14 protein-coding genes are annotated in these 15,260 nt (G+C 70.1%); 12 read left to right on the forward strand and 2 right to left on the reverse strand.

Annotated features, from left to right (window positions below):
* Positions 1-237: 237 nt before the first annotated feature.
* Genes ACVGV2_RS09070 through ACVGV2_RS09080 form a run of 3 tightly spaced genes read left to right on the forward strand, consistent with a single transcriptional unit; the run spans position 238 to position 3,282 of the window.
* Positions 238-1,338 carry a polyprenyl synthetase family protein gene (locus tag ACVGV2_RS09070; RefSeq protein WP_459165604.1) on the forward strand — a complete coding sequence of 367 codons (1,101 nt, stop codon included), beginning with the start codon at positions 238-240 and terminating at the stop codon, positions 1,336-1,338.
* Positions 1,339-1,394: 56 nt separating this feature from the next.
* Complete coding sequence (locus tag ACVGV2_RS09075; protein WP_459165605.1) at positions 1,395-1,751, forward strand: hypothetical protein; 357 nt, start codon at positions 1,395-1,397, stop codon at positions 1,749-1,751.
* A gap of 25 nt (positions 1,752-1,776) precedes the next feature.
* Positions 1,777-3,282, forward strand: a complete 1,506-nt coding sequence (locus tag ACVGV2_RS09080; protein ID WP_459165606.1) for an ABC1 kinase family protein — start codon at positions 1,777-1,779, stop codon at positions 3,280-3,282.
* A gap of 149 nt (positions 3,283-3,431) precedes the next feature.
* Here ACVGV2_RS09080 and ACVGV2_RS09085 read toward each other — a convergent pair whose 3' ends face one another.
* Positions 3,432-4,100, reverse strand: a complete 669-nt coding sequence (locus ACVGV2_RS09085) for a GntR family transcriptional regulator (protein WP_459165607.1) — start codon at positions 4,098-4,100, stop codon at positions 3,432-3,434.
* Positions 4,101-4,251: 151 nt separating this feature from the next.
* Here ACVGV2_RS09085 and ACVGV2_RS09090 point away from each other — a divergent pair, with 151 nt between their 5' ends.
* The 7 genes from ACVGV2_RS09090 (at position 4,252) to selD (ending at position 10,834) form a co-directional block, all read left to right on the forward strand.
* Positions 4,252-5,064 carry a sugar phosphate isomerase/epimerase family protein gene (locus tag ACVGV2_RS09090; protein WP_459165608.1) on the forward strand — a complete coding sequence of 271 codons (813 nt, stop codon included), beginning with the start codon at positions 4,252-4,254 and terminating at the stop codon, positions 5,062-5,064.
* Between the two features lie 67 nt (positions 5,065-5,131).
* On the forward strand, positions 5,132-5,899 hold the full coding sequence (locus ACVGV2_RS09095) for an SDR family NAD(P)-dependent oxidoreductase (RefSeq protein ID WP_459165609.1): 768 nt from the start codon (positions 5,132-5,134) through the stop codon (positions 5,897-5,899).
* A gap of 126 nt (positions 5,900-6,025) precedes the next feature.
* Entirely contained in the window at positions 6,026-7,363 is a 1,338-nt protein-coding gene (locus ACVGV2_RS09100) for a GntP family permease (protein ID WP_459165610.1), read from the forward strand.
* Between the two features lie 179 nt (positions 7,364-7,542).
* The gene (locus tag ACVGV2_RS09105; RefSeq protein WP_459165933.1) at positions 7,543-8,331 is read left to right on the forward strand and encodes a transketolase; all 789 of its coding nucleotides are present in this window, start codon (positions 7,543-7,545) and stop codon (positions 8,329-8,331) included.
* The gene (locus ACVGV2_RS09110) at positions 8,328-9,311 is read left to right on the forward strand and encodes a transketolase family protein (protein ID WP_459165611.1); all 984 of its coding nucleotides are present in this window, start codon (positions 8,328-8,330) and stop codon (positions 9,309-9,311) included. The genes ACVGV2_RS09105 and ACVGV2_RS09110 overlap by 4 nt, the downstream gene beginning before the upstream one ends.
* 67 nt (positions 9,312-9,378) lie before the next feature.
* Positions 9,379-9,789, forward strand: a complete 411-nt coding sequence (locus ACVGV2_RS09115; protein WP_459165612.1) for a PPOX class F420-dependent oxidoreductase — start codon at positions 9,379-9,381, stop codon at positions 9,787-9,789.
* Positions 9,790-9,835: 46 nt separating this feature from the next.
* Positions 9,836-10,834 carry a selenide, water dikinase SelD gene (gene selD / locus ACVGV2_RS09120; RefSeq protein WP_459165613.1) on the forward strand — a complete coding sequence of 333 codons (999 nt, stop codon included), beginning with the start codon at positions 9,836-9,838 and terminating at the stop codon, positions 10,832-10,834.
* 237 nt (positions 10,835-11,071) lie between these two features.
* On the opposite strand, the gene ACVGV2_RS09125 is transcribed toward selD, so the two are convergent.
* The gene (locus tag ACVGV2_RS09125) at positions 11,072-11,842 is read right to left on the reverse strand and encodes a TetR/AcrR family transcriptional regulator (protein WP_459165614.1); all 771 of its coding nucleotides are present in this window, start codon (positions 11,840-11,842) and stop codon (positions 11,072-11,074) included.
* Between the two features lie 112 nt (positions 11,843-11,954).
* Between ACVGV2_RS09125 and ACVGV2_RS09130 the strand changes: the two genes are divergently transcribed.
* Positions 11,955-13,664: an MFS transporter gene (locus tag ACVGV2_RS09130; RefSeq protein WP_459165615.1), complete on the forward strand. Its 1,710-nt coding sequence runs from the start codon at positions 11,955-11,957 to the stop codon at positions 13,662-13,664.
* Positions 13,665-14,272: 608 nt separating this feature from the next.
* Positions 14,273-14,911: a transglycosylase family protein gene (locus tag ACVGV2_RS09135; protein ID WP_459165616.1), complete on the forward strand. Its 639-nt coding sequence runs from the start codon at positions 14,273-14,275 to the stop codon at positions 14,909-14,911.
* Positions 14,912-15,260 lie beyond the last annotated feature (349 nt).

A 15,260-nucleotide genomic window follows, 5' to 3' on the forward strand; every position in this document is an offset into this window, starting at 1 on the left:
GGGGGTTATTACTGTTTCTGCTCCTGCCGGTCAATGAATTTGCCCCGATTGTGTGTTCCTGATCGTGTGAACGGGAGTGGAGGAATGACTCACGAATGGGCGTGTTGAAAAGCGGGGATCCGTTGCTAGGGTAGCTGTTGATCAACGAGGGTGCCGCCATGCGCGGTGCGTTTACCGCAATTCCCGTCCGCTGCCGGATCGCGGAGCCGGCAGGAGCGCGTACGAATCGGAGGGCACATGTCCGGGAAGACGCTGCATTCGGTTCCTGCGACCGAGGCGCTCAGCGGTGCCTCGGTGGAGGCGCTGCTGCAGCGGCTGCGTCGCGACGTCGATGACGAACTCGCGCGGTTCCTGGACATCCAGGCGCACGAGGCGCCGGATGCGTGCATACCCCCGCTGGTCGAGGTCGTGCGGGACTTCATCACCGGGGGCAAACGGCTGCGCCCGCTGTTCTGCGCGTGCGGTTGGGCGGCGGGCGGCGGGGACCTCGACGACTCCGCCGCGGTGCGCATCGGTGCCGCCCTGGAACTGTTCCACGCCTTCGCGCTCATCCACGACGACGTGATGGACTCCTCGGACGCGCGACGCGGACAGCCCACCGTCCACCGCGTCCTCGCCCGGCGCGCTCCGGACGGCCCTTCCGCCGAGCACTTCGGCGTGAGCGCAGCGATCCTGCTCGGCGACCTCTGCATGGTGTGGTCGGACGAACTGCTGCACGCCTCGGGTGTGCCGCCGGAACGGCTGCACGCCGCGCGTTCGCTCATCAACACGATGCGCACCGAGATCATGGCCGGCCAGTACCTGGACCTGGACATCGGAGCCGCCGGTGACGCCCTCGACGACGCCTGGCGGGTCGTGCGGCACAAAACCGCCGCCTACACCGTCACCCGGCCCCTCCAGCTGGGCGCGCTGCTGGCGGGAGCGGAGGGCACGGTGCTCGAGTGCTGCGCGGAGTACGGCAACCCGCTCGGGGAGGCCTTCCAGCTGCGCGACGACCTGCTCGGAGTCTTCGGACGTTCCGCGACGACCGGCAAGTCCGCCGAGGACGACCTGCGCGCGGGCAAGTGGACGGTGCTGATGCGGCTGACCTGGCAGCGCGCCGACGAACAGCAGCGCGCGGTGATCCGGGAACTGCACGGCAGCACCCGGCTGGACGCCGGGGGAGCCGACCGGCTGCGCGCGGTCATCCGGGAGACCGGTGCGGAAGCGGAAGTCGAACAGCTCATCGCCGCGCGGCGCGAACGGGCGCTGCGGGCACTGGACGCGCCGGCGGTGCCGGTGTGGGCGCGCGCGGCCCTGGGTGAACTCGCGGGCAAAAGCACCGACCGCGCGCGGTGATCCGGCGAACGAAGTGTCCACTGTGGTGGCCGAAGAGAGAAGGGCAGGTCAGTGACATGGGTACGAAAGACACGTTGAAGGACTTCGTCGGCAACGTCGCCGATGACGCCAAGCAGGCCTTCGACGAGCTCCTCGACCGCGAAGACATCGGCGGCGCCGCGGCTTCCGGGCCGGCCGCGGCCGGGGAGTTGGTCGGCGGGGCGAGCGGCGCTGCCGGTGCCGTGGCCGGTGCCGCCGACAGCGCCACCGCGGTGGCCACGCTGCCCAAGCAGGTCGCCGAACTGACCGAGACGGTCAACTCGCTGGTGCAGGCGCTGCAGAACGTCCCCGGCGTCGGTGATGCCGCCGGGCAAGCGGGCAAGGTGGGCGAGGCGGCCAGCAAGGCCGCCACCGGCAACGGGAAGAAATCTTGACCACTGCGAACCGGACGGGGCTGTCTTGGGCGCACAACGGCTCAAGCTCGTAGCCGAGGTCCTCTCCGGGCTGTTCAGGGACGAAGTGACCCGGGCGTTCGGCGCCCGCACCGCTGAGGAGGCATCGGAGGCGGCGCGGGAACAGCTGCGCGCCCGGGACGTGCGGCGCGGGCTGGAACGGCTCGGCCCGTTCTACATCAAGCTCGGGCAGATGCTGTCCACGCGTCCCGACATCGTCCCGCCAGCTGTCATCGGCGAGTTGGAGAAGCTGCACGACCGCGTCACGGCCGCACCGTTCAGCAACTTCGAGCCCGTGCTCGAAGACGAACTGGGCTCCGACTGGAAAGAGCGCTTCCAGCACGTCGAACTGCTCGAACCGCTCGGCGTCGCGTCCTTGGCCCAGGTCTACGGCGCGACCCTGCGGGACGGCCGCTCCGCGGTGATCAAGATCCAACGCCCGGGCATCCGCAGCACGGTGCTCGAGGACATGCGGATGATGCGGCGAGCCGCGCGGTTCCTCGGACGCTGTGCTCCGCGATTTCACTCCGTGGTGGACATCGAGGCGATGCTCGGGGTGCTGTTCGACGCGATGCGCCCGGAACTCGATTTCACCGTCGAGGCGCGGCACATGGACGAAGCTCGGCGCGCCGTGCGGGACTTCCGCAGCCTGTCCGTGCCGGAGGTCGTGTGGGCGAGTCAGCGCGTGCTCGTGCAGACGCTGGCGCCGGGCCAGTCGATCCGCGCGGTCGACCGCTCGGCGATGTCGGTGGCGGAGCGTACCGCCATCGGTGAAGATCTGCTGGCGTTCGCCTATCACGGCTTCTTCGTGAACAGGATGTTCCACGCCGATCCGCACCCGGGGAACATCTTCGTGCAGCCGGGCGCACCGGCCTCGCTCATCGACTGGGGCATGGTCGGCAGGTTCGACCGACGCACGAGCCTGATGATCATGCTGGTGCTGCTCAACCTCGCCGAGAACGACGGCCAAGGCCTGGCCAAGTCGTGGATCGAACTGGGCTATGCCACGCCCTGGGCGGACGTGCCGGCATTCGTGTCGGACATGGCCAGGCTGACGCCGAAAATCGCCTCGGCCTCGCTGTCGGAGCTGGACTTCGGCGTGACGCTGACCAGCGTGCTCGAGCAGTCGACGAAGCGCGGAATCAAGACGAATCCGGTGATCTCCGTGCTCGGCAAAGCGTTCGCCAACATCGAGGGGTCGGTGCGGTGCCTCGCCCCGGAACTGTCCATCACCGGCGTGTTCCACGAACATATGAAGAGCATCATGTCCGCACTGGTGCGTGAGCAGTTCTCGACGACGCGCTTGGCCCGGGCCGCCACGGAGGCGATGCTCGACCTCGATGCCGTGCCGGAGCAGTTGCGCACGCTCATGCGCGATCTGTCCAGCCGGGACTTCACGCTCAACCGGGACGAGCAGCAAGCTCCGCACTCGAACCGCTCGCGCGTGCCGCGGTCGTTGCTGGCCCTTGGCGGGGCGGCGCTGTGGCTGCACCACCGCCGGAACCGGAACTGACGGCAGCGGTTCCCGGTGGGGAGCGGTTGGTGCCACCCCGTGCCCGGGCCAGTCGCTCCCCGAGCTCAGCGCGCTGCTGCGCGGATCCGCCGAACGCGGCGCGGCGGCGACCTGGCCCGGTGGCCCTCACGCGTCGAGTCCGGTGGCCCTCACGCGTCGAGCACGGCGACGATCCGCTCGGTGGTTTCCTGCATGTGGGCGCGCACCACCTCGCGGGCGCGGTCCGCATCGCCGGCTTCGATGGCGTCGACGATCGGCACGTGCCGTTGCCAGTCGATGTTGCGCAACGCCAGTTTCTGCCCCGAGCGGCTGATCGTGGCCCGGGTCAGCCCGGAGATGTGCAGCCACGACTGCACCAGCGTCCCGTTTCCGGTCAACGCGCACAGTTGGCGGTGGAAACCGAGGTCGGCTTCGACGAGCGCGGCGAGGTCCTGCTCGGTGTTGCGCAGCTCGTCCAGCGATTCCCGCAGTGATCGCACGACGCCGGTGCGGTCGTGCAGGTCGCACAGCGTCTCCACGGCGAGCGTCTCGAGCGAGCGCCGCACGGCGAAGATGTCGCGCACCTCGGAGATGGTCAGCGCCCGGACCAGCAGCCGCCCCCGTTCGTCGGAGACGACGAGCCCTTCCTGGACGAGGTGGCGCAGTGCCTCGCGCAACGTGCCGCGGGAGACGGACAGGGCCTCGCTGAGCTCGGTCTCGATGAGGCGGGTTCCGGGGGCGAGCTGACCGCTGCTGATCGCTTCCCGCAGCTTGTGCAGGCTCTGCTCGCGCAGCGTGTTGCGATCGACGCCGCTCAGGGCTGGTACGTCCAGGGACACCGGTTGCTCGCCTTTCGCTCTGACGGAAGTGCCCGCCCAGTCTAATCGATCCGCGGTTGCCGGATGCCAGTTGTCTGTTGACAGTCAACAAGTGACTAAGCTTCACTGTGCGGCACCCAACAACGGCGAACCGGGTGCGAGGTGACCGACGATGAACGAACTGGGATGTTCGAGCATCACGTTCCGCAACCAAGCGTTACCGGACGCACTGGCCGAGATCGCCGGCCTCGGGTTCACCGGCATCGACCTCGGCGGCCTGCCCGGTGTGTGCGACCACGTTCCAACCCCGGCGGGTCCGCACGCCGAACGGTTGGCCGAGGCGGTCGACGCCGCAGGCCTCGACGTCTGGGCCATCAACGTCGATCCGGGCCCGCTCAACGATCCCGACCTGTCCGCGGACGAGCTCACTCGCAGCGGCCATGACCTGGTGCGCCTCGCCGCGCGGCTGGACACCGCGATGATCGTGCCGTGCGGTGCCGCCTCGCACGAGCCCTTCACCGACGAGGCCACCGACCTCGCCCGCACCGCGGAGCGACTGCGGCTGCTCGGCGCCCTCGCAGCCGAGAGCGGGGTGCGCCTGCTTGTGGAAGGGCTGCACCACCACCGCTTCTGCCACACCGCCGCGCGGCTGCGCGGGCTGCTGCAGCGCGTGCCCGCAGAGGTGGCCGGCCTCGTCTACGACGTCAGCCACGTCGTCGCCGGCGGCATCGACGAAGTCGCCCTGGCACGCGAACTCGCCGAACGCGTCGCGCACGTGCACCTGCGCGATGCCGCACCCGGCGACATCAACGTCAGCATCGGCCGCGGACGCGCTGACTTCGCCGGTGTGCTCGACGCGCTGACCGAGCACGGCTACACCGGCCGCTACGTGCTCGAACTCGAAACCCACGACGTGGCGGAGCACGAGCGCTCCACGGCCGCCGCGAAGGCCCGCGACACGATCGCCGCCCTGCTGCCCGCGTGAACGCACCCCGCTCAGCGATGAATCCGGCGGCTCAACGGGAAGACCGCCACCGACCGAAGGAGTCCCAATGACCGACAGCGCTCAGCGGACCGCCGTCATCACCGGCGCCGGCTCCGAACGCGGCATCGGACGTGAAACCGCCAGGCAGCTCGCCGCCGCCGGATTCGCCGTCGCCGTGCTCGACATCGACGAGACCGCTGCGAAACGCACCGCCGCCGTCGTCGCCGATGAGCACGACGTGCCCACGTTGGGCGTCACCGCCGACGTCACCGACGGCGACTCGGTCGACCGGGCCGTCACCGCGGTGGAGACCTCCGAACTGCCCGCCATCGACGTGCTGGTCAACAACGCGGGCATCACCCGCCCGACGAAGTTCCTCGACATCGACCGCGCCGAATGGGACCTCGTCTTCGAAGTCAACGTCACCGGCACCTACCAGGTGACCCGGCGCGTGCTGCCCGGTCTCATCGACCGCGGTTACGGTCGCATCGTCAACGTCTCCTCGGTCAGCGCCCAGCGCGGTGGTGGCGTCTTCGGCGGCACGCACTACTCCGCGGCCAAGGCCGCCGTCCTCGGTCTCACCCGGGCGCTGGCCCGCGAGGTCGGCGAACACGGCGTCGTCGTCAACGCCGTGGCTCCGGGGCTGATCGATACCGACATCACCGGTGGTCTGCTCAGCGGCGAGCGCAAGGAGGAGCTCGTCGCCGGCGTTCCCGTCGGGCGCAACGGCCGCACCGCCGACGTCGCCGGCATGATCACCTATCTGGCGGGTGAGGGGATCGGTTACATCACCGGTGCCACGTTCGACATCAACGGCGGCTCGCACATCCACTGACCGGTCCCCGCCCGGACGCGAAGGTCTGCGCCAGCCGGCCCTCGGGCCCTTCCGCCCTCGCCGCCGGGCGCGCCAGTTGCCGCCGCATCCACCCCTCGACAACGAGGTCGACGGAAAGACACGGGTATGTCCGATTCGCTCGTCCTGATGCACACCGCGATCGCGGTGCTCGGCATCGTGCTGCTGATCGTGGTGGCACGCATCAACCCGGTGGTCATCCTGGTGCTGGGAGCGCTGTATCTCGGCCTGGCCACCGGACTCGGCTTCGAGCAGACCACCGCAGCGGTCTCCGAGGGATTCGGCGATCTCATGGCGGAAGTCGGGCTCATCATCGGGTTCGGCGTGCTGCTCGGGTCGCTGCTGTCGACCACGGGCGCTCTGCAGCGCATCGTCGAGCTGCTCCTCCGCGTGTGCGGGGCGCGGAAGTCGCCTTACGTGCTCGGGCTGACCTCCGGCATCGCTTTCCCGGCGATCTACTTCGACGTCGCGCTGGTGATGCTCGCGCCGATCGCCAAATCCGTGGCCGCTCGCACCGGCGTCAGCATCGCCAAGGTGGGCGGGGCCTTGGCCATCGGACTCGAAGTCGGCCTGCTCATGGTGCTGCCCGGGGCCGCGGCCCTGGCAGGAGCCGGAGCGCTGGGCGTGCCGCTGGGCACGATGCTGCTGTTCGGCATCCCCGTCGGCATCGTCGCCATCATCGGCGGCATCTTCCTGCACGGCAAGCTCATGCAGCGGACCTGGCAGCCGGACAGGGACGAAGCCCCGCTCGACGACGGCATGGACGGCATGGCCGTGGCCGAAGCCGAAACACCGCGCCGGCAACTGCCGCTGGCGGTGACGCTGCTGCCGGTGCTCGTGCCGCTGGCGCTGATCGTTGCCGGCACGATCGCCGAAACCGCCGGTGTGCAGAACGGGGTCGTGGGGTTCCTGTCCGATCCCGTCGTGGCGCTGCTGCTGGGGCTGCTGCTCGCCTGCGCGGTGACCGTGGTGATGCTCTCGCGGGAAGCCCTGGAACGGGCGCTGGGCAAGGGGGCCGCGACCAGCGGCACGATCCTGCTGTTCACCGGTGTTGCCGGCTCGCTCGGCGAGGTGATCAGCCGCACCGGCATCGGCGACATCATCTCCGGCCTGTTCCAGTCCAGTTCGGCCTCCCCGCTGCTGCTGGCGTGGCTCGTGGCCGCACTGCTGCGCCTGGCCCAGGGATCCGGATCGGTCGCCGCGATCACCGCGGCCACCCTGCTCGCGCCCGTGCTGGGCGGTGTGGACGCCGCGCCCGTGCTCGTGCTGCTCGCCGCCGCGGCCGGCGCGAGCTTCGGCGGGCACGTCAGCGACAACACCTTCTGGATGTTCCGCGCCCTGCTCGGACTGTCCACACGCGGCGCCTTCCAGATCTACACGCTGTCCCAGTCGATCATGTCGGTCATCGGTCTGGCCGTGGTGCTGGGGCTGAGCCTGGCCGTCTGAGCCCGGCGCAGCGACACCGCAGCCACCGGCTACCGCAACCACAGCCACCGGGTTCGAACGAGGAACGAACGGAGCGAGTGCCCATGACGCAACGATCAACCAGCCCCGCGTCCGCGGCGTGCGCGGCCATCGAGCCCTCGCCGCAGCGGCGGGAAGCCGTGGCCGCGTTCGCGCACCGGATGCGGCACCACATCATCGACATGGGCGAGGCCCAGGGGCAGGGCTACGTCGGGCAAGCGCTCGGCGTGTCCGACCTGCTCGCCGCTGTCTACTGCGACCAGCTGCGGTACCGCCCCGCGGACCCGCGCTGGCCGCAGCGGGACCGGTTCCTGCTGTCCATCGGCCACTACGCCATCGCGCAGTACGCCGCGCTGGCCGAGGCCGGCGTGCTCGACGTGTCCGAACTCGACACCTACGCCACCGACGAGAGCCGACTGCCCATGTCCAGCATGGCCTCCTACACGCCCGGTGTGGAGATATCCGGTGGATCGCTCGGGCACGGCCTGCCCGTCGCCGTGGGCATGGCCCTCGGCCTGCGGCACCAGGGCAACGACGCGCTCGTCTACGACTTCCTCTCCGACGGTGAGCTCAACGAGGGCGCCACGTGGGAGGCGGCCATGGGAGCAGCCCACCACGGGCTCGGCAACCTCATCGCCCTGGTCGACCTGAACGCGTTGCAGGCCGACGGTTCGACCGCCTCGGTGCTGTCGGCCGACCCGCTGGTCGACAAGTGGGAGTCGTTCGGCTGGCACGCCCTGCGCATCGACGGCAACGACGTGTTCGCGCTGCTGCGCGGGCTGGAGGCGCTGCGCGGCATCGCCGACGAGCATCCGCGCGTGCTGCTGTGCGACACGAGGATCGGCAGGGGCGTTCCCCTGCTGGAGAACCGGGAGCGCGCGCACTTCATGCGCGTGGACGAGCACGAGTGGCAGATCGCCCGCGAGCAACTGGACGGGAGCGCACGATGACGACGAAGCGACTCACGACCTCGGCGATGATCGCATCTTTCGCCGATGAAGGACAACGCACCACCACCGCGCCGTTCGGCCGCGCCCTGTCGCGCCTGGGGGACGAGCGCGCCGACGTCCTCGGCATGACCGCCGACCTCGGCAAGTACACCGACATGCACGTGTTCGCCGAGAACCACCCCGACCGCTTCTACCAGATGGGCATGGCCGAGCAGCTGCTGTTCGGCGCGGCGGCAGGCATGGCCGAAACCGGGTTGGTGCCGTTCGCCTCGACGTACTCGGTGTTCGCCACCCGGCGCGCCTACGACTGGCTGTGCTTGGACATCGCCGAACCCGGCCTGAACGTGAACATCGTCGCGGGACTTCCGGGGTTGACCACCGGATACGGTCCCAGTCACCAGGCGACCGAGGACATCGCGATCCTCCGCGGCGTCCCGGGGCTGACCGTTGTGGACCCGTGCGACTCGGTGGACATCGAGCAGGCCGTTCCACAACTGGCCGAAGTGGACGGACCGACGTACCTGCGGCTGCTGCGCGGCAAGGTGCCCGCGGTGCTCGACGAGTACGATTACCGCTTCGAGCTGGGCAAGGCCGCCGAACTGCGCTCCGGCCGCGACGTCGTGCTCGTCTCCAGCGGGCTGATGACGATGCGCGCGCTGTCGGCCGCGGAGGAGCTCGCCGAGCACGCCGTCGACGTCTCCGTGGTGCACTGCCCGACGATCAAACCGCTCGACGTGCCCACCCTGCTGCGGGTGGCCGACAGCGACCGGCTGCTGGTCACGCTCGAGAACCACACGATCGTCGGCGGGCTGGGCGAGTCGGTGGCCAGCGCACTGGTCACGAACAACCGCGCGCGGGGGCTCGCGCAGATCGGCCTGCCCGACGAGTTCCTCGGCGCCGGCGCGCTGCCCACGCTGCACGACCGCTACGGCCTGAGCACCGGCCGGATCGTGCAGCGCGTGCTCGCCGAGCTGGGTTGACGCGGCGGGTGCCGCCGCCGGCATCGGCGAATCGACAGCGGCCTGAGCGCACGCGATGATGGCGGCCATGGAGCTCGGGAAAGCGCGCGACTTCCTGCGGCAGCACCACCGCGCGGTGCTGATGACCCGCCACCGCGACGGCTCGCCGCAACTGTCCCCGGTGCTGGTCGCCGTTGACGACGGCGGCCGCGCCCTCATCAGCACCCGCGAGACCGCGACGAAGACGCACAACATGCGCCGCGATCCGCAGGTGGCGCTGTGCGCGTTCACCGAGGCGTTCTTCGGCTCGTGGGTGCAGGTCGACGGCCGCGCCGACGTCCTCGGCCTGCCGGACGCGCTCGAGGGGTTGGTGGACTACTACCGCACGATCAACGGTGAGCACGAGGACTGGGACGCCTACCGCGCGGCGATGCGCGAACAGCAGCGCGTGCTCGTCCGCATCGACCTCACCCGCGCGGGCCCCGACCGGCACGGGTGAGGCGTGTCGCCAGACCGCGGCGGCGATGCGGTCTTACCGTCGCGGCATGACGGAAACGGCGGAACGGCTCCGGCTCACCCGGTACGCGCACGGCGGCGGCTGCGCATGCAAGATCCCGCCGGGGGAACTGCAGGACATGGTCGCCGGCCTCGACGCGCCGTGGGCCGGTGACATGCTCGTCGGCCTCGACAGCGGCGACGACGCCGCGGCGGTGCGCTTCGACGCGGACCGCGCCCTGGTGAGCACCGTGGACTTCTTCACCCCCGTCGTCGACGACCCCTACGACTGGGGGTGCATCGCAGCGGCGAACGCGCTGTCCGATGTGTACGCCATGGGGGCGCGCCCGCTGCTGGCGGTGAACCTGCTGTGCTGGCCGCGGGACACGTTGCCGACCGAGGTGGCGCGTGCAGCTCTGTCCGGTGGTGCGGCCGTCGCCGCCGAGGCCGGCTGCCCCCTGGCCGGCGGGCACAGCGTCGACGATCCGGAACCCAAGTACGGCATGGCGGTCACCGGCACGGCCCGGCCCGAGGAGTTGCTGCGCAACGACGCCGGACGGGCGGGCTTGCCGCTGTCGCTGTCCAAACCGCTCGGCCTCGGCGTGCTGAACGCGCGGCACAAGGCCACCGGCCAGGTCTCGGACGAGGCGGTGGCGTGGATGACCACGCTCAACGACCGGGCTTCGCAGGACGCGGTGGCGGCGGGAGTGCGGTGCGCGACCGACGTGACCGGGTTCGGCCTGCTCGGCCACCTGCTCAAACTCGCGCGGGGCAGCGGGGTGGGCGCGGTGCTCGACTCCTCCGCGGTGCCCTACGTCGACGGTGCGCGGCAGGCGCTGGCGGACGGTCACGTCAGCGGCGGCACGCGCCGCAACCTCGACTGGGTGCGACCGCACTGCGACCTCGCGGGGGTGGCCGAGGACGAGGCGCTGCTGCTGGCGGACGCGCAGACCTCCGGCGGTCTGCTCATCGCCGGTGAGATCCCGGGCGCGCCGGTCATCGGTGAACTCGTTCCCGCCGGCGACGCGGCGCCGATCCGCGTGCGCTGACCCGGGCCGGCGGGTGGGCTGCGCGGAGCCGGCGGAGGCAGCGATCACCGACGAGAACTACCGGGTGCTGACCGCGTTCTTCGGTCGGGTGCGCGAACACCTCACCGCTGACGGGCGGATGCTGATGCACCGCCGATCGGGTGGGGACGGATGATCGGCCGATCGTGTGGGGACGGCGCTCAATTTTCATGAAAATTGTGCTCTCTGGAATGAGCCCAGAAAAAGGAGGTCGCGGCTTCAGGGCTCGGCCGTGGCTTCGAGGAGTCCGGTGCCGGTGTCGGCGAGCAGCCGTTGCAGGATCTCGCGCAGCGGGGCGCCGTCGGTGGACAGCAGCCAGGCGTGCACGGCCGAGCCGAACGAACCGGCGAGCATGAGCGCCCACGCCCCGGCGCGCGGGTCGTTGACGTCGGTGCCGAGGCGTTCGGCGACGAGGTCGGTGTAGTCCTGCACCCACTGCTGGCGGATGAGGTGCTTCTCGTAGTCGCGGTTGCCTTCCAGCTCGGTGAACAGCCGGGCGCGCATCAGGTGGCGTTCCCGGTCGGACTCCATGCGTTCGGCGGCGTCGAGCAGTGCCATCGTCAGCGAACGCAGCGGGTGCTCGTCGGCGGGACGGGTGGCCAGCACCTGCCGCATCTGCTCGGCTTCCCGCGCGGAGTCGCCGAAGAGCACGGCGTCCTTGCTGGGGAAGTGGCGGAAGAACGTGCGCGAAGCGATGTCGGCTTCCTCGGCGATCTGCTCGACCGTGGTCGCCTCGAAGCCCTGCTGCTGGAACAGCCGCAGCGCTGCGCTCTCGATGGCCTGCCGGGTGCGCAGGGTGCGCCGGTGACGGCGGTCCTCGGGAAGGTCCGGGGCGGGCTCCTCGGTTGCGGGTGCCCCGTCGGTCGGGCTCTCGGGTGCGGGAGGGTCGGCGGCAGCGCTCGCAGTTGCGGGCGGTTTCGCGGCACCGGCCGCTCCGCCCGGTGCCGCCCCGGCGCCGGACCCCCGGCCGGTCGGGGACGCGGTCGTCATGCCTCCAGCTTCGTGAATCGGCGGGCAGGGGTCAATGGTGGTAAGCGTCATGAGTGACAGATGTCAGTCATGACATAATCTGGGGGAGCAAGCGACCGCAGAGGGAGGTACTTTGTCCATCGGATCCGGGATGGGCACGTCGAGCGCGAGTGAAGCGGCGGCGCGCGACGCCGGTGAGCGCGCCGCACTGGCCGAAGGCATCGACCTGCAGGCCTACCGCCACCGCTGGATCACCCTGCTCGTGCTGTGCCTCGCCCTGTCGGCGACCATGCTCGCCAACACGTCCCTGGGTGTTGCGCTGCCGTACCTGGCGCAGGACCTGCGGGCGTCCATGGCCCAGCAGCAGTGGTTCAACAACGCCTACGCGCTGGTGTTCGCCGGACTGCTGTTCACGACCTCCGCGCTGGCCGACCGCTACGGCCGCAAGGGGATGCTGCAGGCGGGCATGGTGGTCTTCGGCCTCGCCTCGGCCTACGTGTGGCTGTTCGTCGACAGCAGCGCGGAGATGATCACCGCCCGCGGTGTGCTCGGGCTCGGCGCCGCCATGATCATGCCCGTGACGCTGTCGATCCTCACCAGCGTGTTCCCCAGCCACGAGCGGACCAAGGCGGTGAGCATGTGGGCGGCCGTCTCCGGCGGCGGCACCGCGCTCGGGCCCGTCATCGCCGGGCTGCTGCTGGAAGTGTCGACCTGGCACGCCGTGTTCGCCATCAACATCCCCGTCGTGGTCCTCGGCGTGCTCGCCGGCATCCCCTACGTGCCCAAGCACCAGGGCAGTCGTGACGCCACGCTGGGCGGGGTCGATGTCCTGGGCGCGGTCCTGTCCACCGCAGGCATCACCCTGGTCGTCTACGCGTTGATCCAGGCCCAGGAAACCGGTTGGGCCGCGCCGTTGACGTGGATCCTCGTGGCCGTCGGCCTCGTGCTCGTGGCGCTGTTCGTGCTCTGGGAACGCCGGGTGTCCGACCCGATGCTGGACATCTCGTTGTTCCGCAACACCGGCTTCTCCGCCGCGGCGGTGGCGTTGACGCTGGTGTTCTTCGCGATGGTCGGGGTGTTCTTCGCGCTGAGCCAGACGTTGATCCTCGTCTTCGGTTACTCGCCGCTGATCGCTTCGGCGTCGATGCTGCCGATGAGCGTGGTCATGGTCATCATCGCCCCGCAGGTGCCGAAGATCGTGCGCCGCTTCGGCCCGCGCACCACGATCGCCTCGGGCATGGTGCTGGCGGCCGCGGGCATGGCGGTGCTGAGCACGCTGGGCGTGGACTCCGGATATCCGCACTTCCTGGCCGGCCTGGCGTTGACCTCGCTGGGCATGTCAGTGGCCATGGCCCCGGCCACCGACCAGCTCATGGCCAACGTGCCGCGGCACCGCGCCGGCATGGGCTCGGCCACCAACGACGTCACCCGGGAGGTGGGCGCCTCACTGGGCGTGGCCGTGCTCGGCAGCGTGCTCGGCAGCAGCTACGCCGCCCACTTGGGCGAAGCGGTGGCCGGGCTGCCGCAGCGGTTGCAGGAGCTGGCCAGCGAGTCACTGCCGGGCGGGCTGGCCGTGGCGCAGCAACTCGGCCAGCAGGGGTTGTCCCTGGCCGACCGGGTCATGCACGCCTGGATGGACGGGCTGCACGTGGCCCATCTCGTCGGTGCCGGGCTGATCCTCGTGGCCGCGGCAGTGGCGTGGCTGTGGTTGCCCAAGCACGCCCCGGCCCAGGACGCCGGTCCCCGCGAGGACGAGGAGGGGGCGGACGGCAGCGGTGCCCCCGCGCAGACGTCCGCGCCCGCGCAGACGAGCGGAGATGCGGCAGCTTCGACGAGCTCGTAATTCCCGCGCTCGCAGCAGTCGGCTCACCATCCGCGCATCGAAAAGCCCGCCGGGTCGCCCGGCGGGCTTTCGCGCGTCGGCGTTGGTCAAACCGAGCTCCCCGCTGGACTGCACCTCAACTCTGTTCGTCGTTTCAGTTAATGGTGAAAGAACACGAACAAGTCGTCGATCACGGCACGATCACGGAACGGCTGCACCCGTGCTGAGATTGATGGTCCGAACGCGCCTGTTGTGCCCGTTTCCACAGTGCGCGTGCGCCTTGGCGCGCTGCGTGATGCGAAAAGGAACAGCTGTGGTGGTGTGGTTCACACTTCCCAAGATCGAGTTTGTTTGGTCGCGATCTTTTTCGTCGCTTTGTGCCCAGGGTAAATAAGATCGATCGTGAGCGGTGGGGCGTGCGTTTCTATGACGAGAGCCACTCGCTGAGGATTTTGGTTCGTCCCGGCTCACTCCGTAGCGTGATGCCTGGTCGGTATTCCCCGAGCCGGCCACGAGCAAAGATCCGGGAATTCGCAGCGCCGAACCCTGCCGGCGGATTTCCGACCCCCGAGATCGTGAAATGGGGCAGGGGCGGGCCGCGCTCGCAGGCGCCACTGGGAGAAGAGACCATGCCGAACAATCGCACTACTCGCAACATCGCGCGTGTCGCCCTGACCGGTGCCGCCGTGGCCGCGCCGTTCGCCCTGACCCTGCCTGCGAACGCGGCTTCGGAGGAGACCTGGGACGCCGTGGCGGAGTGCGAGAGCGGCGGCGACTGGAGCATCAACACCGGTAACGGCTACTACGGCGGCCTGCAGTTCAACGAGTCCACGTGGGAGGGCTTCGGCGGCACCGAGTACGCGTCGAACGCCGCCGACGCCACTCGCGAACAGCAGATCGCGGTGGCCGAGCGGGTGCTGCAGGAGCAGGGTCCGGGAGCCTGGCCCTCGTGCGGCCAGGAAGCCGGCCTCACCGCCGACGGCGGCCTGGAGAACCAGGAAGTGTCCTCCGGCTCCGGCGGCGGAACCGAGGATCAGGCCGCGGCCGAGGGCCAGACCGAAACCTCGGAGTCCGAGGCCCAGTCCGCGCCTGCCGAACAGCCCGCCCAGCAGAGCACCGGCGGTGAGGACTACACCGTCCAGAAGGGCGACACCCTCGGCAGCATCGCCAAGCAGTACGGCGTGAGCTGGGAAGGTCTGTTCGAGCAGAACCGCCAGGTGCTCGACGACCCGAACCTGATCGTGCCGGGCCAGCAGCTGGCCGTCTGATCACCGGGACGAGCACGAACCACCGGTGCACAGCGCACCGGGTGTTTCCCGGGGACCCCGCCTGCCTCTCTCCGGCGGGGTCCCCGGGCTCTGCGTTCCCCCCTCCGCGTTCCCGAGGGCCGCGTCGTCCGCGGTGCTTCATAACCGCGGCCGCCGCCACGCCGACAGCACGTCCCACAGCGTCCAGCCGAGTGCTGCCAGCACGAACGCGGCCAGCACCAGCACCAGTTCCACCACGGTTCCCTCTCCTCAACAAAGCCCGGTTCCCCCATCACGCGCGCCGTCGCCCACCGAGGTTCCGGCACGAGCACGCTGATCGCCCGCCAAAGCGGCCGCGCAGCGCTTCCTT

This window comes from Bounagaea algeriensis, assembly GCF_054491375.1.

Coding starts and splice junctions, on each gene's coding strand:
- ACVGV2_RS09070 (WP_459165604.1), top strand. CDS start 238: ATGTCCGGGAAGACGCTGCATTCGGTTCCTGCGACCGAGGCGCTCAGC.
- ACVGV2_RS09075 (WP_459165605.1), top strand. CDS start 1,395: ATGGGTACGAAAGACACGTTGAAGGACTTCGTCGGCAACGTCGCCGAT.
- ACVGV2_RS09090 (WP_459165608.1), top strand. CDS start 4,252: ATGAACGAACTGGGATGTTCGAGCATCACGTTCCGCAACCAAGCGTTA.
- ACVGV2_RS09095 (WP_459165609.1), top strand. CDS start 5,132: ATGACCGACAGCGCTCAGCGGACCGCCGTCATCACCGGCGCCGGCTCC.
- ACVGV2_RS09100 (WP_459165610.1), top strand. CDS start 6,026: ATGTCCGATTCGCTCGTCCTGATGCACACCGCGATCGCGGTGCTCGGC.
- ACVGV2_RS09105 (WP_459165933.1), top strand. CDS start 7,543: ATGCGGCACCACATCATCGACATGGGCGAGGCCCAGGGGCAGGGCTAC.
- ACVGV2_RS09110 (WP_459165611.1), top strand. CDS start 8,328: ATGACGACGAAGCGACTCACGACCTCGGCGATGATCGCATCTTTCGCC.
- ACVGV2_RS09115 (WP_459165612.1), top strand. CDS start 9,379: ATGGAGCTCGGGAAAGCGCGCGACTTCCTGCGGCAGCACCACCGCGCG.
- selD (WP_459165613.1), top strand. CDS start 9,836: ATGACGGAAACGGCGGAACGGCTCCGGCTCACCCGGTACGCGCACGGC.
- ACVGV2_RS09125 (WP_459165614.1), bottom strand. CDS start 11,842: ATGACGACCGCGTCCCCGACCGGCCGGGGGTCCGGCGCCGGGGCGGCA.
- ACVGV2_RS09135 (WP_459165616.1), top strand. CDS start 14,273: ATGCCGAACAATCGCACTACTCGCAACATCGCGCGTGTCGCCCTGACC.